The organism is Lawsonibacter celer (assembly GCF_014281125.1).
GTDB lineage: Bacteria > Bacillota > Clostridia > Oscillospirales > Oscillospiraceae > Lawsonibacter_B > Lawsonibacter_B celer.
Window position 1 is genome coordinate 438464 of sequence record NZ_JACOEA010000001.1, and the last position, 22465, is coordinate 460928.

23 protein-coding genes are annotated in these 22465 nt (G+C 59.8%); 1 reads left to right on the forward strand and 22 read right to left on the reverse strand.

The features are described 5' to 3' along the window. Positions 1 to 24: 24 nt before the first annotated feature. From leuB to leuC, 3 genes are read right to left on the reverse strand one after another with little or no spacing between them, the layout of a single operon-like run. Positions 25 to 1101: a 3-isopropylmalate dehydrogenase gene (gene leuB, locus H9Q75_RS02120; RefSeq protein ID WP_186564506.1), complete on the reverse strand. Its 1077-nt coding sequence runs from the start codon at positions 1099 to 1101 to the stop codon at positions 25 to 27. Then, a complete protein-coding gene (locus tag H9Q75_RS02125; RefSeq protein ID WP_186564507.1) occupies positions 1098 to 1583 on the reverse strand; it encodes a 3-isopropylmalate dehydratase small subunit in 486 nt (161 codons plus the stop codon). The genes leuB and H9Q75_RS02125 overlap by 4 nt, the downstream gene beginning before the upstream one ends. A gap of 12 nt (positions 1584 to 1595) precedes the next feature. Then, on the reverse strand, positions 1596 to 2855 hold the full coding sequence (gene leuC, locus H9Q75_RS02130; RefSeq protein WP_186564508.1) for a 3-isopropylmalate dehydratase large subunit: 1260 nt from the start codon (positions 2853 to 2855) through the stop codon (positions 1596 to 1598). A gap of 102 nt (positions 2856 to 2957) precedes the next feature. On the opposite strand from leuC, the gene H9Q75_RS02135 reads away from it, so the two are divergent. Further along, complete coding sequence (locus H9Q75_RS02135) at positions 2958 to 3566, forward strand: Crp/Fnr family transcriptional regulator (protein WP_186564509.1); 609 nt, start codon at positions 2958 to 2960, stop codon at positions 3564 to 3566. Between the two features lie 41 nt (positions 3567 to 3607). On the opposite strand, the gene spoIVA is transcribed toward H9Q75_RS02135, so the two are convergent. From spoIVA to H9Q75_RS02230, 19 genes are all read right to left on the reverse strand, one after another. After that, a complete protein-coding gene (gene spoIVA / locus H9Q75_RS02140; protein ID WP_186564510.1) occupies positions 3608 to 5086 on the reverse strand; it encodes a stage IV sporulation protein A in 1479 nt (492 codons plus the stop codon). Positions 5087 to 5216: 130 nt separating this feature from the next. After that, on the reverse strand, positions 5217 to 6743 hold the full coding sequence (locus H9Q75_RS02145; protein WP_186564511.1) for a DUF3794 and LysM peptidoglycan-binding domain-containing protein: 1527 nt from the start codon (positions 6741 to 6743) through the stop codon (positions 5217 to 5219). 180 nt (positions 6744 to 6923) lie between these two features. Further along, positions 6924 to 7091 (reverse strand): hypothetical protein, encoded by a 168-nt coding sequence (locus tag H9Q75_RS02150; RefSeq protein ID WP_186564512.1) that lies wholly within the window; start codon positions 7089 to 7091, stop codon positions 6924 to 6926. A gap of 79 nt (positions 7092 to 7170) precedes the next feature. Beyond that, the gene (locus H9Q75_RS02155; protein ID WP_186564513.1) at positions 7171 to 7827 is read right to left on the reverse strand and encodes a thiamine diphosphokinase; all 657 of its coding nucleotides are present in this window, start codon (positions 7825 to 7827) and stop codon (positions 7171 to 7173) included. After that, complete coding sequence (gene rsgA / locus H9Q75_RS02160) at positions 7812 to 8699, reverse strand: ribosome small subunit-dependent GTPase A (protein WP_186564514.1); 888 nt, start codon at positions 8697 to 8699, stop codon at positions 7812 to 7814. Before rsgA ends, H9Q75_RS02155 begins: the two co-directional genes overlap by 16 nt. Then, positions 8696 to 10807 (reverse strand): Stk1 family PASTA domain-containing Ser/Thr kinase, encoded by a 2112-nt coding sequence (gene pknB / locus H9Q75_RS02165; protein WP_186564515.1) that lies wholly within the window; start codon positions 10805 to 10807, stop codon positions 8696 to 8698. Before pknB ends, rsgA begins: the two co-directional genes overlap by 4 nt. Positions 10808 to 10821: 14 nt before the next feature. Continuing rightward, the gene (locus tag H9Q75_RS02170) at positions 10822 to 11553 is read right to left on the reverse strand and encodes a Stp1/IreP family PP2C-type Ser/Thr phosphatase (protein ID WP_186564516.1); all 732 of its coding nucleotides are present in this window, start codon (positions 11551 to 11553) and stop codon (positions 10822 to 10824) included. A 65-nt stretch (positions 11554 to 11618) separates the two neighbouring features. Beyond that, the gene (rlmN, locus tag H9Q75_RS02175; RefSeq protein ID WP_186564517.1) at positions 11619 to 12641 is read right to left on the reverse strand and encodes a dual-specificity RNA methyltransferase RlmN; all 1023 of its coding nucleotides are present in this window, start codon (positions 12639 to 12641) and stop codon (positions 11619 to 11621) included. Beyond that, positions 12638 to 13948, reverse strand: a complete 1311-nt coding sequence (rsmB, locus tag H9Q75_RS02180; RefSeq protein WP_186564518.1) for a 16S rRNA (cytosine(967)-C(5))-methyltransferase RsmB — start codon at positions 13946 to 13948, stop codon at positions 12638 to 12640. Before rsmB ends, rlmN begins: the two co-directional genes overlap by 4 nt. Before the next feature lies 1 nt (position 13949). After that, on the reverse strand, positions 13950 to 14648 hold the full coding sequence (locus tag H9Q75_RS02185; protein WP_186564519.1) for a zinc metallopeptidase: 699 nt from the start codon (positions 14646 to 14648) through the stop codon (positions 13950 to 13952). Positions 14649 to 14670: 22 nt separating this feature from the next. Beyond that, on the reverse strand, positions 14671 to 15915 hold the full coding sequence (locus tag H9Q75_RS02190) for an ArnT family glycosyltransferase (protein WP_186564520.1): 1245 nt from the start codon (positions 15913 to 15915) through the stop codon (positions 14671 to 14673). Beyond that, positions 15916 to 16836, reverse strand: a complete 921-nt coding sequence (gene fmt, locus H9Q75_RS02195) for a methionyl-tRNA formyltransferase (protein ID WP_186564521.1) — start codon at positions 16834 to 16836, stop codon at positions 15916 to 15918. It lies immediately after the preceding gene. A 2-nt stretch (positions 16837 to 16838) separates the two neighbouring features. Further along, positions 16839 to 17342 (reverse strand): peptide deformylase, encoded by a 504-nt coding sequence (gene def / locus H9Q75_RS02200; protein ID WP_186564522.1) that lies wholly within the window; start codon positions 17340 to 17342, stop codon positions 16839 to 16841. 11 nt (positions 17343 to 17353) lie between these two features. Beyond that, a complete protein-coding gene (gene priA / locus H9Q75_RS02205) occupies positions 17354 to 19825 on the reverse strand; it encodes a replication restart helicase PriA (RefSeq protein WP_186564523.1) in 2472 nt (823 codons plus the stop codon). A gap of 70 nt (positions 19826 to 19895) precedes the next feature. Further along, positions 19896 to 20090, reverse strand: a complete 195-nt coding sequence (gene rpoZ / locus H9Q75_RS02210) for a DNA-directed RNA polymerase subunit omega (RefSeq protein WP_186564524.1) — start codon at positions 20088 to 20090, stop codon at positions 19896 to 19898. Positions 20091 to 20096: 6 nt separating this feature from the next. Then, on the reverse strand, positions 20097 to 20705 hold the full coding sequence (gene gmk / locus H9Q75_RS02215) for a guanylate kinase (RefSeq protein ID WP_186564525.1): 609 nt from the start codon (positions 20703 to 20705) through the stop codon (positions 20097 to 20099). Then, positions 20702 to 20968: an extracellular matrix/biofilm regulator RemA gene (gene remA / locus H9Q75_RS02220; protein WP_186564526.1), complete on the reverse strand. Its 267-nt coding sequence runs from the start codon at positions 20966 to 20968 to the stop codon at positions 20702 to 20704. The genes gmk and remA overlap by 4 nt, the downstream gene beginning before the upstream one ends. 14 nt (positions 20969 to 20982) lie before the next feature. Next, positions 20983 to 21849, reverse strand: a complete 867-nt coding sequence (locus tag H9Q75_RS02225) for a YicC/YloC family endoribonuclease (protein WP_186564997.1) — start codon at positions 21847 to 21849, stop codon at positions 20983 to 20985. A 73-nt stretch (positions 21850 to 21922) separates the two neighbouring features. Next, positions 21923 to 22462 (reverse strand): hypothetical protein, encoded by a 540-nt coding sequence (locus H9Q75_RS02230; RefSeq protein WP_186564527.1) that lies wholly within the window; start codon positions 22460 to 22462, stop codon positions 21923 to 21925. Between the last annotated feature and the right edge of the window lie 3 nt (positions 22463 to 22465).

Consider the following 22465-nt stretch of genomic DNA (forward strand, 5'->3'; position numbering starts at 1 on the left):
AAAAAGAGCGGGCTGTGACAAGCCTCAGATGTGCCGGCAGATGCGCTCTCCCATTTCCACGGTGCCGATGGGGGTCACGCCGGGCTCCGCAATATCAGGGGTGCGCCAGCCCTCGGAGAGCACTGCGTCTACCGCGGCCTCAATGGCGTCCGCTTCGGCGGAGCGCTGGAAGGAATAGCGGAACATCATGGCGACCGAGAGGATGGTGGCAATGGGATTGGCCTTGTCCTGCCCGGCGATGTCCGGCGCAGAGCCGTGAATGGGCTCATACAGACCGGGGGCGCAGTCGCCGATGGACGCGGAGGGCAGCAGGCCGATGGAGCCGGTGACCATGGATGCCTCGTCGGAGAGAATGTCGCCGAACATGTTTTCCGTGACCAGCACATCGAACTGTCCGGGATCTTTGACGATCTGCATGGCACAGTTGTCCACCAGCACGTCCTCGTACACCACGTCGGCGTACTCCTCCGCCAGCCGGTGCATGACGCTGCGCCAAAGGCGGCTGGTCTCCAGCACATTGGCCTTGTCCACGGATGAGACCTTCTTCCGGCGCAGACGGGCCAACTCAAAGGCCCGGCGGCCGATGCGCTCAATCTCCTTTTCGGAGTAAGCCATCAGGTCGGTGGCCTCCACTCCCCTGTCCTCGGTTTCATAGCGGTCCCGCTTGCCGAAATAGATGCCGCCAGTGAGCTCCCGCACCATCATCAGGTCGATCCCCTTCTCCGCGGTCTCCTTTTTCAGCGGGCAGGCGTCCGCCATGGCGGGGCGCAGGGCGGCGGGCCGCAGGTTTGCATACAGGCCAAGATCCTTTCGAATGGCCAGCAGAGCGGTCTCCGGCCGCTGCTCCGCGGGCTTATCAGCCCCCCATTTGGGGCCGCCCACGGCGCCCAGCAGCACCGCGTCGCAGGCCTTACATTTCTCAGCGGTGCCATCGGGATAGCTCTTCCCCACCGCGTCCGTGGCGCAGCCGCCCAGCAGCACATCCACAAATTCAAAGGTGTGGCCGAACCTCTCCCCCACCCTTTCCATGACCTTGACGGCCTGACCGACTACCTCGGGACCGATGCCGTCCCCGCGGATGAGTGCAATTTTATACTTCATTTTGCCACACCTCTCGCCTTCAAAGCGTTCAGCAGGCCTCCGCTGGCGATGATGCCGTCCACAAAAGCCGGAAACGGAGCGGCCTGCCAGGATTGTTCGGTGGTCTCGTCGGTAATCACGCCGGTTTTGAAATCCACGGTAACCTTGTCCCCGGCCTTGATGTCGGCCGCAGCCTCAGGGCACTCCATAATCGGAAAGCCAATATTGATAGCGTTGCGGTAAAAAATGCGGGCAAAGGAGGCCGCAATAACACACTTGACGCCGCAGGCCTTCAGGGCCAGAGGGGCGTGCTCACGGGAGGAGCCGCAGCCAAAGTTCGCGCCGGCTACCACGATATCTCCCGCCTCCACGGTGGAGGAGAAATCTGTGTCAATGTCCTCCATGCAGTGGGAGGCCAGGGACTTCTCGTCTGGCGCGTTCAGATACCGGGCTGGGATAATCACATCGGTATCCACGTTGTCTCCATACTTATAAACTTTCATTGCAGTTCCTCCTTACAGCTTCCGCGGGTCGGCAACCACGCCGGCCACGGCGGAGGCGGCGGCCACGGCCGGGTTGGCCAGGATGATTTCCGAGCTGACCGGGCCCATGCGGCCCACAAAGTTGCGGTTGGTGGTAGAGATGGCCCGCTCCCCATCGGAGAGCACCCCCATGTGGCCGCCCAGGCAGGGGCCGCAGGTGGGGGTGGAGACGGCGCAGCCGGCCTCCAGGAAGATCTGAATCAGGCCCTCCTTCATGGCATCCAGGGTAATCTGCTGGGTGGCGGGGATGACAATGCAGCGCACATCCTGGGCCACCTTGCGGCCTTTGAGTACCGCAGCGGCCTGTCGCAGGTCGTCCAGACGCCCATTGGTGCAGGAGCCGATGACCACCTGCTGAATGGGCATTCCCTCCGCCTGGCGGATGGTACGGGTGTTGGAAGGCAAATGGGGCAGCGCCACAGTGGGCTCCAGAGCGTCCAGGTCAATGACCACCTCCTGGTCATACACCGCGTCCGGGTCAGCCTCCACAGCCTCCCAGGGGCGGCTGACACGGCCGGCCAGATAGGACCGGGTCCTGTCATCCACCGGGAAAATGCCGTTCTTGGCGCCGGCCTCGATGGCCATATTGGCGATGGTGAAGCGGTCGTCCATGCTTAGGCAGGCCACTCCCTCGCCCGCAAACTCCAGGGATTTGTACAGCGCGCCGTCCACGCCGATGGTTCCGATCAAGTGGAGGATCACGTCCTTGCCGGAGACATAGGGCTGCAGCTTCCCCTTCAGGGTGACCTTGATCGCCGAGGGGATTTTGAACCAGGCCAGGCCTGTAGCCATGCCTGCCGCCATATCGGTGGAGCCCACGCCTGTGGAAAAGGCGCCCAAGGCCCCGTAAGTACAGGTATGGGAGTCGGCGCCGATGATAGCCTCGCCGGGGGCGGCCAGCCCCTTTTCGGGCACCAGGGCGTGTTCGACGCCCATGTCTCCCACATCATAGAAATGCGTGATCTGATACTGTTTGGCAAACTCCCGCACTGTGGCGCACAGCTGCGCCGCCTTAATGTCCTTGCAGGGGGTATAGTGGTCCAGGATCAGTGCGATCCGGTCCTGATCGAAAATCCGGGTCAGGCCCGCCTTATTGAACTCGGCAATGGCCACAGGTGTGGTAATATCGTTGCCCAGCACCAGATCCAGCTTACCCTCCACCAGTTGGCCGGCTTCCACCGTTTTGAGGCCGGCATGGCGCGCCAGAATCTTCTGGGTCATGGTCATTCCCATCGGAATCCCTCCTTTTTTATTTATAGGATAACATATTTGCTTGCATTATAAATGTAAAGCATGTTACAATTGAAGCAGAATCTATAAAGGAGGGAATGGGATATGGACCAGTGGACGCCCTTGGCGGCGGGCCGGAGCCCCAGAACCTACGCGCCCGGGCAGATGATCTATCTCCAGGGCACGCAGGCGGACCAGTTTTACTACATTCTCTCAGGTACGGTGAAATGCTTCCTCAGTTCGGCCGAAGGAGACGAGCGCACGCTAACCCTCCATCGCAGCGGTGACCTGATCGGCGAGGCCGCCTTTTTTGACCGGCAGCCCCGGGTTTCCTCCGCGGTAGCGGTGAGCCGCTGTGTGCTTGTATCCATCGATCGCCCCTGGCTGGAGTCGGTCTTTGCCCAGCACCCGGACCTGGCGGTGTCCATGCTGGAGTATTTGGCCCGTACGGTGCGTCTGCTGTCCGCCCACGTGGATGGAGCCTTTCTCCGGGCGGATCAACGGGTGGCCCGCTACCTGCTCTCGCTCTCCCCTTTGCCCGACGGCCGGCTGCACTGCACCCATGAGGAGATCGGCTCCTCAGTCGGGGTCAGCCGTGTGACGGTGAGCCGCGTTTTAGGTGAGCTGGAGCGCCGGGGACTGCTCCGCACCGGCTATCGCACGGTGCAGTTTCTGGATCGGATCGGGTTGGAGGATATGCTCCGGGAATCATAAAAAGGGCCTCTGACAGAACCGATTCTGTCAGAGGCCCTTTTTTACAGAATAATACAGATTAGTCCGCCGGAGCCCTCATTGATGATGCGCTGAAGGGTTTCCCGCAGCTTGGCACGGGCATCCTCCGGCATCCGCTTGAGCTTGGTGTTCAGATCCTCGCTGACCAGCTCGTGGAAGGATTTTCCGAAGATGTTGGATTGCCAAATGGCTTTGGTGTCGCCCTCAAATTCCTGGAGAAGATAGTTCACCATCTCCTCGGACTGCTTTTCGTTTCCGACTATGGGCGACACCTCGGTCTCGATATCGGCCCGGATCATATGGATGGAGGGAGCGGAGGCTTTCAGCCGCACCCCATAGCGCCCTCCCTGCCGGACAATTTCCGGCTCCTCCAATACCAGTTCATCTGTGCTGGGTACTACAATGCCGTAACCGGTACTCTTGACCTCCTCCAGTGCGCCGGCCACCTTGTCATACTCGCACTTGACCCTGGAGAGCTGGGAAAGCAGTTCCAGCAGGTCTCCGTCGTCGTGGACGGTAAACCCGGACTGCTGGGACAGCGTGTCATAAAACAGCGCCCGTGGAAGCTCCAGCTGTGCCACAGCCAGGCCGGTGCCCAGGCTGATGGAGGAAATCTGAGTACGGCTGACCGTATCGCAGGCTCCGATTGCCGCGACCGCCTTTTCCACATCCCGGATGCGGCGCATGCCGGCACATCCGTCCCGAATTACGGAATACAGGCCGCTTTTGATGGGGTGATCGTAGGGAAGTGCATCCACCCATGGCGGCAGGAAGAGATCCAGCTCCTTTAATGGGAATTCGTAGAGCACGCCCTTAATGATGTCTGTGACCGCCTTTTCATCCAGTTCCAGGCAGTCTGCCGCCACTACCGTTACATCGTAGCGGCTGGCGATGTCCGCACGAATGGCCTGGGCCCGGTCGGAATTGGGGTAGGCAGAATTGAGCACCACCAGGAAGGGCTTTCCAAGCTCCTTCAATTCAGTGATCACCCGCTCCTCCGCCTCCAGGTAGTCCTCCCGCGGGATATCGGTGATGGAGCCGTCGGTCGTCACCACAATGCCCACCGTGGAGTGCTCCGAGATAACCTTGCGGGTGCCGATTTCCGCGGCCTCTGTCATGGGGATCTCGTAGTCAAACCACGGGGTGGAGACCATACGCGGGGCGTCGTCCTCCAGGGAGCCCACCGCGCCGGGCACCAGATAGCCCACGCAGTCGATCAGCCGTACAGAGAAGGCCGCCCCATTCTCCATCTGGACCTCCACTGCATCCTCTGGGACGAACTTTGGCTCGGCGGTCATAATGGTGCGTCCGGAGCCGCTCTGGGGCAGTTCGTCGCGGGCCCGCTCCCTACGGTAGACGTTATCAATGTTGGGAATGACCAGAGTCTCCATGAAACGCTTGATAAAGGTAGATTTTCCTGTCCGCACCGGCCCCACGACGCCGATATAGATATCCCCCTCCGTCCGCTGGGCGATATCCTCGTAGATCTTGCGCTCTTCCACTTGCGATTCCTCCTTCGACCCGATTCCAAGCCGGTCGTTTTCTCTACATACCTATGGGGATAAGCCTTAAAATATACCACGCATTGAAAAAGGCCCGGACCGGCTGCAGGATACCGGTCCGGGCCTTTTCTCAGCGTTTACGGGGGATAAGCAGCAGCTGGCCCGCGGGCAGAGCGTCTTCGCTCAGGTCGTTGGCCTGAAGGATATCCTGGGCAGTCGTGCCGTAAGCCTTGGCAATATCCCAGAGCCGTTCTCCACCGGCCACCATTCGGAGGACAATCGAGGGTTTTCCGGCCGTGTCACGCACCCCGTTTTCATCCAGATGGACGCCGGAAACACTTATCATCTGCCGTCTGGTGTAGGCAAGATACTGAATATCCACCTGGAACCGCACTTCGATTCCGCTGGAGGACGGGACTGCAAAGATTTCACCCGGAACGCCGCACCGGCAAGCACACTCCGCCCCCTCCCCCACGTCCAGGGTACAGGGCACGCGGAGTGTCCGGGAGACAGCAGAGAGCGTATCGTCTTCCGCCTGATAGAGAATGGTGACATTTGCCTCCACACTCAGCTCCAGCCGCTCTCCTTCGCGCCGCTGAGTCACCGGGCCCATGCGGACATAGGTATCCGATACGCTTTTTGCCTGCATACCGGTCTCAATGATCTCCCGCACGGTCTGATTCTTGATTCCGCGGTCCGCCAGCTGCTTCAGGCTGCAGGGCCTGGTATCCGCCTCCAGTTGATAGGCTGTGGAGTAGAGGTCGGTCAAAAGCTCCAAGCTCCTGGTCTCCCATACGGTGGCCTGTGCCAGCAGTCCCAGCGCCACGCTGATGGTGCGCCCGTCTGAGCCATCCAAGCGGCACTCCGTGTCCGTCAGCACCACCTGCACTTCACAGTCACAGTCCTCCCCTACCCCGTTGACCTCCATAATCTGAGAAAAAGGCAGTACATAGTCGGTGGTACAAAGCGCGCCCTCCGCGGCCCGGTAGAGCAGCTGAAGCATGGCCTCTCCCTTGAAGATCAGTTTGCTTCCAATCACCTTAGACTCATTGCAGCGCAGAGACACTCTGCTCTTCAGCAGTTCCTCCGCCTCCGGCTTTCCCCCAGAAATCATTACGTCGTCTGCAAATGTAAAGGGTTTTTCCTGTACGGCGGATACCTGATAGAGCTGACAGGGCTCCACCAGCTGCTCCACACCGGCGCTTTCCGGTTCGGATACGCCTGCGCACAACTCCTCAGAAACCGGGGCGTAGACCTGCACAGAAACAGCGATCTGAATCCGTACGAGTACCTTTCGGGGATTGAGCAGGCGGGTTTCTGCAGCCTGTATCCAGGGACAGGCGATTACTGTACACCCGGAAGTCACCTGTGCCCCTTCGGCGCTGCACGAGAAAGGAATCGCGACCTCCAGACGGCGCATCCCCTCCGTACCGTCCGGAAGGTAAAGCACCGCCGCCCTGGCTGTGCCGGTCAGCTCCACTCTTCCCTCCTGGGACTCTTTGCTTTTCAAGCAGGCAGTACCCTCGGTATCACAGATCCGCAGGATGTCCGGACAGGCATCCGGAACAATCATTTCCATGGTCTCTTCCTGACAGACCGTGGTGTCCAGCATAGTCTCGTATCCACTCAGTTGGGTCCGATCCAATTCCAGCTCCATAGCGTTCCACTCCTTGTACGGGCCCTTTGGCCCTTTCTCATGCAAAGTTTGCTATAGAACTATATGTACAAGGAGTGGCCGCTATGTCTCCCAATTCAGCGCAGGCCAAACAAAGTCTTGAGAATTCCGCACAACGCCTTCGGAGACTTGACCACGACGATCTTCAAAACAAATTACCTCCTATCGATCCAAAAACTCACGCAGCCAATCCTTTCCCTTATAACCCAGGATGGCGCCCAGGCCCAGCGTAATCATACTGGCGGGATAGAGCACAAGAGCCGCTCCACCGGCGCACAGCGCCGCCACTCCAAGGTTCTTTTTGTTCAGCCATTCCGGCCATGACGTCAAAACAGCCGCCTCCTTCCATAAACTGGTCTGACCCAGTATACGCAGGAGGCGGCTGTCGGTGACTGCCGTATGATACAGTTCAAACGTCTGTGCGCTGGCTGCGGATCAGCAGCACACGTCCGGTCTCCACGGTGATGGTTATGCAATCTGAAGCCGGTTCGTTGCTGACGGAAAAAGTAGATCCACGCTTGAGCCGCGCGCCGGTAAGGGGATATTTTACGCCCCGCAGGGTGACGCCAGTGATCTGGCGGTCCAGCGGAATCAGGGAGAGATAGCGGTAGGAGGGGAAGTTCTCCAGAACAATGGTCTCTCCCTCCAGCAGTCGCACCTCATTATCGCTGTCAATTAGCAGAGCTTGACAACCCTGCTCTGCCACGTGTTCCAGCAGCATCAGATTGGAGGCGGTGTGATCCAGCCTGCCGCCGGTGCAGCCGCACAGCAGCAGGTTCCGGGCACCCATGGCCGAGGCGTGGTCTACCGCGGCCTCCAGGTCCGTCAGATCCTTTTCCGCGGGAAGCGTAACGCAGGGGATGCGATTCGACGGAGACCCGCCGGAATCCCAGTCGCCAATGAGAAAATCTGCCTTCAGGCCGGCCGCAGCAGCATTTACGGAGCCGCCGTCCGCACAGAGCACCGGACAGGGCAGCCAGCGCTCCAGATAGGGGCGGAGGAAGGCCCAGCAGGTACAGGGGGCAGCACCAAAAATCAGGGCGCGATTCGTCAATTCCGTTCCCATTCCGGCACTTCCTTTGCCTGCTGATAGAGGCGCACATAGCTGGCATGACGGCTGGAGGAGATCTTCCCCTCTCTCAGCGCCGCCAACACCGCGCAGCCCTTTTCCTTGATATGGGCGCACCCGGTAAAGCGGCATTGTCCTAAATAGGGAGCAAATTCCCGGAAGGTGTCCTGCAGTTCCTCCGGCCGCCGCAGTTCCGCCCTATCCGTGTCAAAGGAAGAGAAGCCGGGCGTATCGGCGACCACGGCCCCGCTGCTCAGGCGAAAGAGCTCCACATGCCGGGTAGTATGCCGGCCGCGCCCCAGCTTATCGGATACCTGACCCACCTGGAGCTGGAATCCCGGCTCCAGGGCGTTGAGAATGCTGGACTTCCCAACGCCGGAATTACCCGTAAAGGCAGATACCTTTCCAGATATAAGGGCCGCAAGCTGATCTAGCCCCTCCCCGGTCTCCGCGCTCACGCGCAGCGTGGGAAAACCCGCCAGGACATAGGTCTGGTACAGCTCCGTAGCCGCATCCAGATCACACTTGTTGATACACACAACGCTCTGGCAGCTGCGGCCCTCGGCGATAGAGACAACTCGATCAATCAGAAAGGGGTCGGTTACCGGGACAGCGCCTGAGGCGATGATAACCAGTTGGTCAATATTCGCGACCGCCGGGCGCTGAAATTCATTTTTCCGCGGCAGGATCTCGTCCAGCGCACCGGTACCGTCTCCCAGGTCAGTAAAGACCACACGATCCCCCGCCAGAGGGCTCTGCTTCTGGTGCCGGAATTTCCCCCTGGCCCTGCAGGAGATCAGGCGGCCATCGCCCGGGTCCACATAATAGAAGCCGCTCAGGGCCTTTAAAATCATTCCCTCGCCCGTCATTGGCTGAAATCCAGCGTGTAGCTGTCCACCGACACCTCATCAATATAGATGGTGACCTGCTGCACGCCAATCCCCTGCACAGGGGCATAAATGGTTCCCATCTGCGTTTCGGCCATATTGTCATAGGCCGCGGTGTTGTCCCCCACCTGGATCCGTACTGCAACCCGCTCACGGCCATCATTGGGGAGCTTGACCTGAACGGTGCGGTATACCGGTATCGGGGATGGCGCAGGGTCTTCCCCAGTGCCGGGGGATTGGCTGGGCGTCGGAGATACGGTTGGCTCGTCCGTAGGCGGCGTGGAGGACGCGGGATCCGATCCTTTGCTGATCTTGAAGTAGATGGTGGTCCCCTCGTCTACCTCGGTGCCGGGCTCAATGCTCTGCCAGCAGATGAGGCCCTCATCCACGTCGTCACTGTACTCCTGACCGGTGATTCCGCCGTAGGTGAGGCTAAGCTGCTCTTCCGCCCACTTCTGTGCATCCTCCGGCGATTTATGCAGGAATGAGACCACGTTTACTGTCTCTACCTTCGGACCGGTGCTGACCACAAGAGTCACCTGAGTTACACCGGCTAGGTCGGTCTCCGCCGCAGGTGTCTGCGAGATGACCTTCCCCTCCCCGACACTCTCATCACTGCGCTCTTCAATGGTGATATTGTCTTCTGTAATGCCCAAATTTTTCAGTGTGCTGACCGCTACACGGTGGTCCTTGTTGTAAAGGTCAGGCATGCGGCTGGCCTCACTGCCGCTGCTGACAGACACCGTAATCGTGGCTCCGGAGGGTGCGTTGAGTCCGCTATCCGGCGTCTGGCTGACAATCTGCCCTGCTGGGGCGTCGCTGACCACGGTTTCCCCTTCCACAACCACGAACTGTCCTTTCAGAACGGCCTCATTCGCCCTGGCCTCTTCCAGCGTCATACCGATCAGCTTCGGGACATTGTACTGCTGCTCGCCGCCCACCATTCCGCTGAAAAAGGAGACCCACAGGAATACGCCAATGCCGACCAGAAATACAGCGATCGCACCGACCGCAAGGAAAAGCGGGAGGCGGCTGGCGCCGCCTCTGCGGCCATGGGGCTCATACTCTTCCTCCACACCGACATCGTTCCGGCGGGAATGGCTGCGCCGAGGATGGGCCGCCTGGGTCGGCTCCTCTACCCGGTCTGCGTGGGCCGGCTGCTGCCTGACGCTATGGGGGGTGTTGGCCCCCAATATCTGCGTGGGCTCGTCGCCCTCCTCTGCCAACAGGTCAGCGGATGTGTAATCAAAGCTGATACTGGGATTTTTGCGGAATTCCTCCAGATCGGCCAGCATGGCGTCGGCGGAGACATAGCGCCGGTTCACATCGGAGGCCATGGCCTTCATGGTGATGGCCTCCAGCGCCTCCGGAATATCCGGGTCAAGATCCCGGGGAGAGAGGGGGATGGAGTTGATGTGCTGAATGGCGACGGAGACCGGAGAGTCCCCCTCATAGGGCAATCTTCCGGTGATCATCTCATAGAGCACCACACCCGCGGAATAGATGTCGCTGCGGGCGTCAATATGGCTGCCGCGGGCCTGTTCCGGGGAGATATAGTGGACCGACCCCAGAGCCTCTTGCGTAAGCGTAGCCTGGGCGGCGGAGGCCACCCGGGCGATGCCGAAGTCGGCCACCTTCAGGCTCCCATCGCGCAGTACCATCATATTGTGGGGTTTGATATCCCGATGGATGATCCCGCGCCCATGGGCGTGGGAGAGGGCCTTCATAATCTGCGTGGTGAAATGCAGCGCCTCACGCCAGGAGAGCTTCCCACCCTTCTTCTGGATATACTGCTTCAGGGTAATCCCGTCAATCAATTCCATCACAATATAGTCTGGGTCCGAAGTGCGGGACACATCATAGACGGCCACAATATTCGGGTGGGAGAGCATGGCGACAGCCTGAGATTCATCGTGAAAACGGCGCCGGATCTCCGCGTCCTGGGCCAAATCCTCCTTGAGGATCTTAACGGCCACCAGGCGGTTGAGCCAATGACAGCGGGCCTTATAGACCACCGCCATGCCGCCGGTGCCGATGCGCTCTAAAATCTCATATCGATTGTCGAGTAATTTCCCTATGTATTGATCCATAGTTCATTACCCCCTTAAAGGATTTCTAGGAGGACGACGGTTACGTTGTCCGGCGCCCCCCGGGACATGGCCACGTCCAGCAGGCGCTTGCAGCAGTCCTCCGCCACTCCCCCATGGAGCACTTCAAAGAGCAGCTCCTGGTCAGTCAGAAGGTTGGACAGCCCATCGGAGCAGAGCAGGAGATAGTCCCCGCTCTCCAGCGGCTCCCGGTAGAGATCGGCCCGAATATGGGCCTCCGAGCCCAGTGCGCGGGTGATGAGATTTTTTTGCGGGTGGTTGCGCGCCTCGTCCGGCGTGATCTGCCCGCGAACCACCATATCCTCCACCAGCGAGTGATCCCTGGTTATCTTGCGGATGCCGCCGCCCGAGATATGGTACGCTCTGCTGTCCCCAATATTGAGCAGATAGGCGGTATGGTCCTCCACCAGCGCGGCCACCATGGTCGTGCCCATGCCGTGGCAGTCCGGTTCCGTGCTTGCGCGGTGGAACACGGCGCTGTTGGCGTTTTCGGCCGCCTGGGCCAGCAGTTCGGCAGGGTCCTCAGGTGCTCCGTCCGGCAGGGACTGAAGCGTCTCTACAAAGGTCTCCACCGCCAGAAGGCTTGCGATATTGCCCGCCTTTGCGCCGCCCATACCGTCGCACACGACTCCTACCGCCAGCCGCTCCGACGGAACATCTAAGTAAAAGCCATCTTGGTTTTGCTGCCTTACCGCGCCTTTGTCGGTAATGCCCCATGCATGTATCATTGTCATTGCCTCTTTCCGGCGGCTCACACTTCCCTGCCCTGAAGGTGCTCCAAAGCAGGGCTTGCTCAGCCGTTCTGCATGCTCTTGCGGCGCAGCTGCCCGCAGGAAGCGTCGATGTCGCCGCCCAGTTTTCGCCGGACGGTTGCGGTAATCCCCTGGCTCTCCAGCCGCTTCTGGAAAGCGGATACCCGCCGGCTGGGTTTGAGCGGACTCTCCTCCACATGATTGAGCGGGATTAGATTGACATGACCGGGGGTCCCCTTCAGATGCTTTGCCAGCAGGTCCGCCTGCCAGTCGGCGTCGTTGACGCCGTCGATCATGGCGTACTCATATGAGATCCGCCGGCCTGTTTTCTCAAAATACCGGCGGCAGGCGGCAAAAAGCCGCTCCACACCCACGCTGCGATTTGCCGGCATGATCCGGCTCCTGGTCTCATCGTCAGGCGCATGGAGGGATACCGACAGGGTCAATTGTAACCGATATTCCGCCAGCTTGTCAATTTTTTCAGTTAGCCCACAGGTGGACAGGGAGATATGCCGCATCCCGATATGCAACCCCTCCGGATGGTTGACCAGCGCCAGGAAACGCATCACATGTTCGAAATTATCCAGCGGCTCTCCAATGCCCATGAGGACGATATTGCTGATTACGGCCCCGGAGTCCTTCTGGGTAAAGATCACCTGGTCCAGAAGCTCTGCAGGCGTCAAATCCCGGATCTTGCCGCCCAGGGTGGAGGCGCAGAAGGCACAGCCCATCCGGCAGCCGACCTGGGAGGAGATGCATACAGTATTCCCATGATGATAGCGCATCAAAACCGTTTCAATACAGTTTCCGTCCGCCAGCCGCCACAGATATTTGACGGTGCCGTCTTGGGCGGAGACCTGCTTGCGCTCCACCGTAGGCATGTGCAGAATGCAGGCGGCGGAGAGCTTTTCCCGCAGAGACTTGGGCAGATTGCTCATTTCTTCAAAGGAGCACGCGCCCCGGTGAAGCCACTGAAATACCTGTTTTGCACGAAACGCGGGCTCACCCAGAGCCTGAAAGAAGTCCGCCATCTCGGTCAATTCCATGGACTTGATGTCTGTCATAGCATCCTCCTGAGCTTTGCGAAGAAAAAGCCGTCTGTACCATCCCGGTGGGGCCAGAGGGTACACATAGCTGTTTCCATTGGACCAAACGGGCCGGGCAGCTGGAACGCTTCTAATGCAAAGCATGGATTCCTGTCGATAAAATGTAGAACAACCGCCTCGTTTTCCCGTTCCAGCAGGGTGCAGGTGGCGTAAAGGAGCACACCGCCGGGACGTACGTAGGCAGCCACATTGTTCAAAATCTCAGATTGCACTTTGGGCAGCCCCTCCAAAGGACCTGGCGCTTTATAGCGGATGTCCGGTTTTTTGCGGATAATGCCTAGTCCGGAGCAGGGGACGTCCGCGATGACCAGATCAAATCGACTCCGGAACTCCTCACGACAGACCTTGCCGTCCAGGAGCATCGGACGGACACAGGTCAGGCCCAGGCGCTGTGCTCCGGCCTGGATGAGCCGCTCCTTATGGGGATGGATGTCGCAGGAGGTCACCTGCCCCCTGTCCTCCATGGCAATCGCTGCGGCAAAGGATTTTCCTCCGGGGGCGGCACAGGCGTCCAGCACATCCATTCCGGGCTGCGGGCCTGCCGCCAGCACTGCCAGTCGGGCGGCTGCGTCCTGGATATAGAACCACCCCTGCTGAAATGCATGCAAACGCTCCAGGTTCCCGGTGTTGGAGAGCAACAGACAGTCGGGCAGCCAAGGGTGGGGTTTCACGCAGACGCCCTCCCGTTCCAAGGCTGCGGCGGTCTCCTCCGACGTGGCGCGGCAGAGATTTACCTGGGCCACGGTGGGTGGCTGACCATTGTTCGCCTCCATCAGGGCGGCGGCCTCTTCCCTGCCCAGCCGGCGGGTGAACTCCTCCGCCAGCCAGGCGGGATGGCTGTATCTGACTGCGTTGTTAGGGGGCTCTGGCAAAACCTCACGCTGTCGGACCAAGCTGCGTAGGACTCCGTTTACCAGCCCGGCCGCCCTTGGATTTTTAGCATATTTCCGGGCCAGGCTGACCGCCTCATTCACTGCCGCGCTGTCCGGCACCCGGTCCAGCATCAAAATTTGGTAGGCCCCCAGGCGCAGGCAATTGAGCACTTTATTCTCCAACTGCTCCAGCTTTCTGCTGCACAGTCCGGACAGCCAGAAATCCAGCAGCAACCGATTCTGCAGCACGCCGAAGCACAGCCGGGTGGCCAGCGCCATGTCCCGGCTGTCCAGCCCCGACGTCCGCCCCGCCTTTTTCAGGTAGCCGTCTGACCAGGCGCCCTGGCTGTCACAGGCGGCAAGCGACAAAAGGGCGGCTTCCCTTGCCGTCATTTCAATCCCTCCTCCGGCCGCTGAACGCCAGAAGAAACCGCAGCAACTGCGCCAGAGAGACCAGCAGAGCAGCCACATAGGTCATGGCCGCGGCACGCAGGACCTTTTTGGCCCCCTGCAGCTCGTCCTCCTCAAGAAGGTAGCCGCTCTCCAGCGTCTGAATCGCCCGCCGTGACGCATTGAACTCCACCGGCAGCGTGACCAGCTGTACCAGCACGGTCAGAGAAAACAGAATGACGCCGATGCCGAACAGCGGCTCGGAATACAGGAACAGGCCAATGATGATAAACAGAATGGACAGCTGTGAGCCGATGTTGCAGACCGGAATAATCGCAGTACGCAGCTTGATGGGACCATAACCCTGGGCGTACTGCACTGCATGGCCCGCCTCATGGGCCGCTACCCCTACCGCAGCGACCGAGGACACGCCGTAGACCGAATCAGACAGGCGGATAACATTGGTGCGTGGGTCATAGTGGTCGTTCAGGTTCCCGCGAATCGCTTGGATTTGCACGTCAAGCACCCCGTGCGCGCGCAGTACTGCCTCTGCCGCCTGCGCGCCGGTCAGCCCGCGCCGGCAAGCGACGCGGGAAAAGCGATTGAAGGTGGAGCTCACCCGCATTTGGGCTACCAGCGCGATCAGCATAGCCGGCACAAGAAGCATCCAATAATAGGGATCATAGTAATAGAAAAACGGCATAAAAGCCTCACTTTCTGCATGGTTACATAATTTGCCCGCCAGTGAGATAAAGAATCAGCTGTAAGGAAAACGGAACTGCCATGGCGGCAGTTAGGAAGGCGGAGACCGCCGGCCTTTCCTCGGCCCAGTCCGCGGCAAAGAGGAAAAACGGCAGCGCGCAGGACAGATAGCGTCCGGCGCTGAGCAGCCAGGACAGGGAGTAATCCAAGATCAGGCAGGCAAAAGCATAGAGCGTAAGCATGCTCCGCTGCCGCCGCGCACGGAGCAGCAGGGTAAAGAAGAGGGGAAAAAGAAGGAGGGTTGGAATCCAGATCTGCCAGCGGATGGCAGAATCTGGGGTGCTCCACGCATTGTGCAACACATACCAAAGGGTATCTGAGACCCAGCAGAAGCCCTGGTTCCAGTGCCGCTGCATCTGGACAAAGGCGAAGGGATCACCGGTCACCAGTCTATTCAGCCACAGGTAGGCCAGCGTACCGAGCACTGGGAGAAAGACAAGCGGAAGCCTCCGCAGCCATCCCTTTTCCCGGTGGGAGAGAAACTCCGCCAAGGCGGCCCCCACCAGCAGCAGCCCGTGCATCCGGGTCAGCGCAGCCAGAATCCCCCACAGTCCGGCGGCCCACCACTGATGCCGCCGGATGTGCCACAGGCCCGCGGCAGTGGTCAGCAGGAAGAGCCCCTCAGTCATCATTCCTCCAAAGAAGAAGGCATATGGAAAGAGGGACAGAAAGATGACGGCACGCCGGGCAGTGCGTCGGCCATATTCCAGGCAAGCCAGCCGGCAGAAAAAGACACATCCGCCCGCGTAACACAGCCAGGAGACCAGCAGCCCGGCAGCCAGGGTATTTCCCACTACCAGACGTACCAGACGCACGAGCCAGACATAGAGAGGAAAAAAGACCAGGAAGAGATGCTGGCCGTTTTCCACATAGCCGCCGTACCCCAGCTCCGTCAGCTTCTCATAGTGAACTGCGTCCCACTGGCGCCAGGAGGAAAGCACTCCACCCTGGCTAAGAAGCAGCAGAAAGAGGGAGGCCAAGGCAAAGACAACCAGCCGGAACAAAAGCGACAGGGCAAAGACCCGCAGCTCCTCACGGGCAGAGAGGGCTACTCCCCTTCCGCTCCTGTCCCTCCGGTCCAGACCAATGGGACCCGGGATGGGTGCGCCGCAGGTAGCCAGCCATCTCAGCAGCAGATACCCTCCGGTGAGAATTACCGCACCGGACACCAGCACGGTCCAGACGGGGTAAAACGCCTCCCCCGCCAATCAGCCCACCTGGATGGGGTGGCCCCGGAGATAATCAGCAGCCTTCATTCGCTTGCCTCCATCCGGCTGTAATTCCAGGAGATTCAGCACAGTACCGCCGCCGCAGGCCACCCAGATGCCGTTTTTCCCAGCCTCCAGAATCGTGCCCGGCGCGGCGGAGGTGCCCTCCTGCAGTACAGCAGCTGAAAATACTTTACAGCGCTTTCCGCCCAATTCCGCAGACGCGGCCGGCCAGGGAATGAGTCCCCGGACCTGGTTGTGAATGTCCTGGGCCGGTCGGGACCAGTCGATGGGCGAAAGCTGCTTAGTCAGCATGGGAGCCAGTGTGGCCTGCGCATCATCCTGAGGCGTGCGGGCAGCCCTTCCTGCCTGGATGGATTGGACCACATCGCCCAGAAGCTCCGCCCCCAGCCGGGCCAGCCTGCCGTAGAGTGCTTCGGCATTTTCATCCGGGCCGATGGGGGTGGAGACCATGTCGATGATATCGCCCGCGTCCAGATCGTGGGCCATATGCATAATGGTCACTCCAGTGACCGTATCCCCATTGAGCACCGCCCAGTTGATAGGCGCGGCTCCCCGGTATTTGGGCAGTAGGGACGAGTGGACATTGATGCACCCCTTGGGGGGCACATTCAGGATTTCATCCGGCAGGATACGGCCATAGGCGGCCACGACAATGAGCTCCGGGTCCAGCCGGCGAATCAACTCCAACGCCGAACCGTCCCGCAGCTTGATCGGCTGATGGACCGGAATTCCATGGGCCTGAGCGCACACCTTGACCGGGGTGGGCAGCAGCTTCATACCACGGTTTTTGGGCTTATCCGGCTGGGTGAAGACGCCGCAGATCTCATGGCCGTCCGCAATTAGTTTCTCCAGAGAAGGCACGGCAAATTCAGGCGTGCCCATAAAGAGAATGTTCATTTTCAGCGCGCTCCTTTGTTCTCCTGCTGTTCCATGAGCTTATCCAGTTCCTCGTTGGTATAGAGCCGGTCGGCATGTTCGGTAAACAGATGGCCGTCCAGATGCTCCATTTCGTGGCAGAAGCAGCGCGCCACAATGCCTTCCCCCTCGGCCTCAAAAAAAATGCCGTTGCGGTCCTGGGCACGCACCTTTACCCGGCTGGGCCGTTTTACCACGCCCCAGCGGCCGGGAACGGAGAGGCAGCCCTCAAAGCCCTCCTGCTCCCCTTCTTGGGCAATCAGCTCCGGATTGATGAGCTCCAGCATGCGGTCCTGTGCATCCACCACCACAACAGCCCGCCGCAGGATTCCGATCTGAGGCGCGGCCAGACCGGCACCATTGGCGTCCGCCAGGGTCTCCTTTAAATCGTCCATCAGATCCCAAAGCCGCTGGTCGAACTGGGTCACTGGACGGCATACCTTGTGCAGGGCAGGGTCACTGTCCGTCAAAATGGTCCTCAAAGCCATACGATTTCCTCCTAATCCAAGGGATTGATATCCGCCGAAACGGACACCCCACGGTTTTCTTTGTCGTTCTGAGCGCACCGGAGCAAATGTGCCACCAGCGCACGGATCTCTCTGTGGTTGCGGCAGGCCAGGGTTAAACGATAGCGATAGCGGTTGTTGATTTTCGCCACGCTGGCCGGAGCGGGCCCCAGCAGCTGAAGGTCCTTTTCCTCCATGCAGGAGAGCCAGGCCTCCAGGGAACGCCGCAGACGCATGCACGTCCGCAGTACCCCGCTCTCCGTCAGGCCGGATGCAGTAATGACAAACAGGTCACGAAAAGGCGGGCAGCCCCGCAGGCGGCGCAGCTCGATTTCCTGCTCATAAAAGGAGTCGTAGTCCTGACGGGCGGCGCAGGTGATAACGTCGTTCTCCGGAGTATAGGTCTGGATAATGGCCCGACCCCGCTTGGCGCCCCGTCCCGCCCGGCCCACCACCTGGGTGAGGAGGGAAAAGGTCCGCTCACCCGCCCGATAGTCGTCCACATAGAGGGATTGGTCTGCGGAGACAACGCCCACCAGGGTCACATTTTCAAAGTCAAGCCCCTTGGCCACCATTTGGGTCCCCACCAGAAAGGGGATCCGCTCCCGTTCAAAGCGGGAGAGCAATTTCTCGTGGGACTGTGTGGCGGAGATGGTATCGGTGTCCATCCGGAGCACCTCGCGGTCCGGGAAGGCCTCCTCCAGCTCCTCCTGAATCCGCTGTGTCCCCACCCCTACAAAGTTCAGCCCCCCGCCGCACTCCGGGCAGAGGTCCGGCAGAGGCTCAGAGTGGCCGCAGTAGTGGCACATCAGCCGCCGGTTGGCCGAGTGGTAGGTGAGATAGGCGGAGCAGCGCGGGCAGGTCGGGACCGCGCCACATTCGCCGCAGGTGACCATACGGCTGGATCCCCGGCGGTTGAGAAAGAGAATGGTCTGCTCCCCTGCCTCCAGATTTTCTTCCATGGCCTGCCGCAGAGGCAGGCTCAGAGCCGTGCCGTTTCCGGCGCGCAGCTCCTCCTTCATATCCGCAAGAAAGACGGATGGAAGCGCGCGCTCATTATATCGCCTGGACAGGGTAAACAGATGATAGACCCCACTTTTCGCCTTATACATACTCTCCACCGACGGCGTGGCTGAGCCAAGCAGCAGCAGAGCGTTATGGTGGGCACAGCGGTATTTTGCCACATCTCTGGCGTGGTATTTGGGCACATTTTCCGATTTGTAGCTGTACTCCTGCTCTTCGTCGAGTACAATCAGGCCAAGTTTCTGTAAGGGTGCAAAGACGGCTGAGCGCGTCCCCAGAACGACCCTCGCCTGACCGGAGCGTACGCGCTTCCACTCGTCATAGCGCTCTCCGGCCCGAAGGGAAGAGTGGAGCAACGCCACCTCGTCCCCAAAGTGGGAGGTAAAGATCCGCAGTAACTGTGGGGTCAGAGCAATCTCAGGCACCAGCACCATGGCGGTGCGCCCCCGGTCCAGTACTTGCCGGATGAGCTTTAGATATACCTGCGTTTTTCCGCTGCCGGTGACGCCATAGAGCAGGGCGGCCGTCGCTTTTTCCCAGTTGGCCAGTGCGGATAGCCCCTCAAAGGCCGTCTGCTGCTCCTGGTTGAGGGTCACGGGCTCCGCCCGCACCTCCCCCTCTACTGCCACACGACGGAATACCTCCCTGCGCTCCAGGGTGAGAATACCGCTCTTCGCCAGGGAGCGCAGCGTGGCGTTGGAAGCGCCGGTGAAATAGCATAATTCTTTGGCCGAGGCGCTGCCAATGGCACAGAGCAGCTCCGTCACGGCATACCGCAGCGGCGCGGCCCGGCGCTTGGGAGTCACCAGGGCCATCGCCTCTTCCGGGGGCAATGACAGGGTGGCCACCTGCTCCGTCTTGTCACCCACCCCGCGGGACGCGCTGGTCTCCAGCGTCAGGATTCCCTTCTCAGTCAGGGCCCTCAGGGCGGGATTGGGATCCTTCGTGCCAAACGCCTCCCGGATCTGCCCTACTTCAGCGGAGCCCCCGCAGGAAAACAACAGCTCCACCAGCCGCTTGGCGTGTTCTGAGCGCCCCGCCGCCCCATAGGCGGCCTCACGGTCGATCCCCGGGGCCAGGCAATAGCGGTCCTGGAGTGAAAAATATAGGCCCGCCGGCAGCATCGCCCGGGCCGCATCATAGACGGTGCAGAACCACTGCTCCCGCATCCAGAGGGCCAGCTGGATGCCCTCGGCATCCAGCACCGGCTCGTCATCCAGCAGGGCAAGCAGAAATTTGCAGCGCGGATCGGGCGAAGCGCGGTCCTCCAGCGCCAAGACAATTCCCTGCGTCCGGCGGTTCCCCGCGCCGAAGGGAACGATAACCCGCATACCGGGCCAAAGGGCGGCGGTCAGCTCCTCCGGAACCAAATAGTCGTAGGGCTTGTCAATGGCAAAGGTAGCGGCGCTCAGCGCCACCTTTGCGACCATACGGCTCTCCATCGGCTTCCCCCCTTGATCTCGGAAAAGGCAAGCGGGAGGGGCCGGAGGGTCCCAAACGCTTGCCTCTCACTTACTCTGTGGTTACATCAATTTTCCCGTCCGCCACTTCCCGGATGGCCATGGATACCGGTTTATCATCCAGCGGGATGCCGGCGCTTTCCGCCTCGCTGGCAATCTGGCGGGCTCGCTGGGCCACTACATTGACCAGCATATAGCGGCTGGGAATCTCCTTCAGCAGATCCTTCATAGGTGGATAGAGCATCATAATCGATCAAACTCCTTCGACAAGATTCATTCGGTTCTTCGTGCGGCAGCTCTCGGCGGTCAGGATTGCAATGATCTCCGCAGCTGCGGCAGAGACCTTATCGTTAACCACCAGGTAGTCATAGCGCGGAATCTCACGGTACTCTTCCCTGGCCTTCTGTAAGCGGCCTGCAATCACATCCTCCTGGTCGGTATTCCGTCCATGAAGCCGGCGAGAGAGCTCTTCAAAGGACGGGGGGATGATAAAGATAAATACCGCGTCCGGACACTTGGAGCGCACCTTGGCGGCGCCCTGTACCTCAATGTCCAGTAGGACGTCGATTCCGGCATCCAGTTTTTCCTGGATCAGCCGCAGCGAGGTCCCGTAGTAATGATTGACATACTCCGCGTGCTCCAACAGCTCATCGTTGGCGATCATGGCCTCAAAACGCTCCCGGGTGACAAAATTGTAATTGATGCCGTTCGCCTCCCCAACCCGAGGGGCGCGGGTGGTGAAAGAGACAGAAAAATAGATGTTATCCCGCGCACTGAGCAGTTCGGAAATCACCGTGCTTTTCCCCACGCCGGAGGGGCCGGAGAGGACAATCAGCTGGCCTTTGGTTTTCTTTCGTATCATGCCTCGTCCTCCTCTGACGGTTCTGCTTCCTTTCCACCCAGACGGCCGGCCACGGTCTCTGGCTGGAGCGCTGAGAGCACAATATGATCGCTGTCCATCACAAGGACCGCCCGGGTCCGGCGGCCATAGGTGGCATCAATGAGCACGCCTCTGTCCCGGGCCTCCTGGATCATACGCTTAATGGGGGCGGATTCCGGGCTGACAATGGCGATCAGCCGGCTGGCCGAAACCAGATTGCCAAACCCAATATTGATGAGTTTCACCAAGAGCACCCGCCTTATTCCAAATTTTGAATCTGTTCCCGAATTTTTTCAATTTCAGCCTTGATGTCCACTACAATCCGCGCAGTTTGGACGTCGTTGCATTTGGAACCGATTGTATTGGCCTCCCGGTTAAACTCCTGGATCAGGAAGTCCAGCTTCCGGCCCACAGGCCCGTCTCCATTCAGCATCAGCTCCAGCTGAGAGAGATGGCTGCGCAGGCGGACTGTCTCCTCATCCACCGCAACCTTGTCGGCATAGATGGCAGCCTCGGTCAGAATACGGCTCTCGTCAATTTGGGTGTTCTGGAGTACTTCCGCCATCTTGCCCTCCAAGCGGGCCCGATAATCAGCCACAATGCCGGGCGCGCGCGCCTCCACCGTCCCGGTCAGCTCGGAGATGCTCGCCGCACGGCCCAGAATATCCTGCCGAAGCTTCTCCCCCTCCCGGGTGCGCATCCCGTCAAAGTCCTGGAGTGCAAGCTCCAGCACGCTGCAAATATCGGTACAGACGGCCTCCAGATCCTCCTGGTTTTTTTCCACCAGGAAGACATCCTGAAAGCGGGAGAGCAGCGAGACCGAGATGTCATCCCGCAGGCCGTAAGCATCCCGCAGGTCACACAGGGCCTTGTAGTAACCGTCCGCCACAGGGCGGTTGACTGAGATAACAGTGTCCCCCTGGGCGGAGGGGCCGATGGTGACAAATACGTCCACCTTGCCTCTGGAGATATGCTTTTGCACCAGCGCCTTGATCGCATCCTCCGCAAAGACATAGATGCGCGGCAATTTCACGGTGCAGTCCAGGTAGCGATTGTTCACAGAGCGCAATTCCACGGTGATCGGGCGCCCCCTCTTTACGGCCTCTCCCCTGCCGTAACCTGTCATGCTTTTGACCAAAGGGGATTCCTCCCTTGCTTTTTTATTAAGTCCTTTTTTGGTATCTAATTATTATACCAAATTATCTTCTCCTTCGCAAGGCTTTGTCAATTCTCTGGCAGTAAAAAGCAATCAGCTTGGAAAAGCCAAAGTCATAGACCAGAAAAACCACATTGCCCGCGGCATAGACCAGCCAAGTCTGGTTCAGCGCGGACGGGAGAAAGGGCAGCAGCACTCCGGACAGGCCAAACCAGAACAACGTCAGGACCAGGTTGAAGAAAGCAAGCTTGAGCAGCAGCTCCAAAGGTAGCTGCCGCAGGCGCTCAATCAGGCTTTTGATCATAGGATACAGGCCAAAAAAGAGCAGATAGAGCAGCGCGTTGCTTTTTACAGGCAGCAGGATCAGCCCCAGGAGTCCGGCCGCGCTGTAGCAGAGGAAGCCTGCAGCCAGCCCCGCCGAGACCACAGCGGCTGCAGGAATCAGCCCAGCCACGGCCACCAATCCCAACCGGCCGGAAGGGGTCAGGGCAGAGAGATATAAAAATACCAGCGACAAGGCGGCCAGAACTCCGGTTACTGCAGCACGGTATGCGCTACCGGAACGGCGTTTTCTATCTGTCATAGC

What these genes read in the sequence shown, in the direction of transcription:
- rsgA (WP_186564514.1), bottom strand. Translation starts at nt 8,699, where the DNA reads ATGACGGGCGAGGGAATGATTTTAAAGGCCCTGAGCGGCTTCTATTAT.
- H9Q75_RS02170 (WP_186564516.1), bottom strand. Translation starts at nt 11,553, where the DNA reads ATGATACATGCATGGGGCATTACCGACAAAGGCGCGGTAAGGCAGCAA.
- H9Q75_RS02230 (WP_186564527.1), bottom strand. Translation starts at nt 22,462, where the DNA reads ATGACAGATAGAAAACGCCGTTCCGGTAGCGCATACCGTGCTGCAGTA.
- leuB (WP_186564506.1), bottom strand. Translation starts at nt 1,101, where the DNA reads ATGAAGTATAAAATTGCACTCATCCGCGGGGACGGCATCGGTCCCGAG.
- rlmN (WP_186564517.1), bottom strand. Translation starts at nt 12,641, where the DNA reads ATGACAGACATCAAGTCCATGGAATTGACCGAGATGGCGGACTTCTTT.
- gmk (WP_186564525.1), bottom strand. Translation starts at nt 20,705, where the DNA reads ATGATACGAAAGAAAACCAAAGGCCAGCTGATTGTCCTCTCCGGCCCC.
- H9Q75_RS02135 (WP_186564509.1), top strand. Translation starts at nt 2,958, where the DNA reads ATGGACCAGTGGACGCCCTTGGCGGCGGGCCGGAGCCCCAGAACCTAC.
- H9Q75_RS02145 (WP_186564511.1), bottom strand. Translation starts at nt 6,743, where the DNA reads ATGGAGCTGGAATTGGATCGGACCCAACTGAGTGGATACGAGACTATG.
- priA (WP_186564523.1), bottom strand. Translation starts at nt 19,825, where the DNA reads ATGGAGAGCCGTATGGTCGCAAAGGTGGCGCTGAGCGCCGCTACCTTT.
- H9Q75_RS02155 (WP_186564513.1), bottom strand. Translation starts at nt 7,827, where the DNA reads ATGGGAACGGAATTGACGAATCGCGCCCTGATTTTTGGTGCTGCCCCC.
- rsmB (WP_186564518.1), bottom strand. Translation starts at nt 13,948, where the DNA reads ATGACGGCAAGGGAAGCCGCCCTTTTGTCGCTTGCCGCCTGTGACAGC.
- H9Q75_RS02125 (WP_186564507.1), bottom strand. Translation starts at nt 1,583, where the DNA reads ATGAAAGTTTATAAGTATGGAGACAACGTGGATACCGATGTGATTATC.
- rpoZ (WP_186564524.1), bottom strand. Translation starts at nt 20,090, where the DNA reads ATGATGCTCTATCCACCTATGAAGGATCTGCTGAAGGAGATTCCCAGC.
- pknB (WP_186564515.1), bottom strand. Translation starts at nt 10,807, where the DNA reads ATGGATCAATACATAGGGAAATTACTCGACAATCGATATGAGATTTTA.
- fmt (WP_186564521.1), bottom strand. Translation starts at nt 16,836, where the DNA reads ATGAACATTCTCTTTATGGGCACGCCTGAATTTGCCGTGCCTTCTCTG.
- leuC (WP_186564508.1), bottom strand. Translation starts at nt 2,855, where the DNA reads ATGGGAATGACCATGACCCAGAAGATTCTGGCGCGCCATGCCGGCCTC.
- H9Q75_RS02185 (WP_186564519.1), bottom strand. Translation starts at nt 14,648, where the DNA reads ATGCCGTTTTTCTATTACTATGATCCCTATTATTGGATGCTTCTTGTG.
- H9Q75_RS02225 (WP_186564997.1), bottom strand. Translation starts at nt 21,849, where the DNA reads ATGACAGGTTACGGCAGGGGAGAGGCCGTAAAGAGGGGGCGCCCGATC.
- def (WP_186564522.1), bottom strand. Translation starts at nt 17,342, where the DNA reads ATGGCTTTGAGGACCATTTTGACGGACAGTGACCCTGCCCTGCACAAG.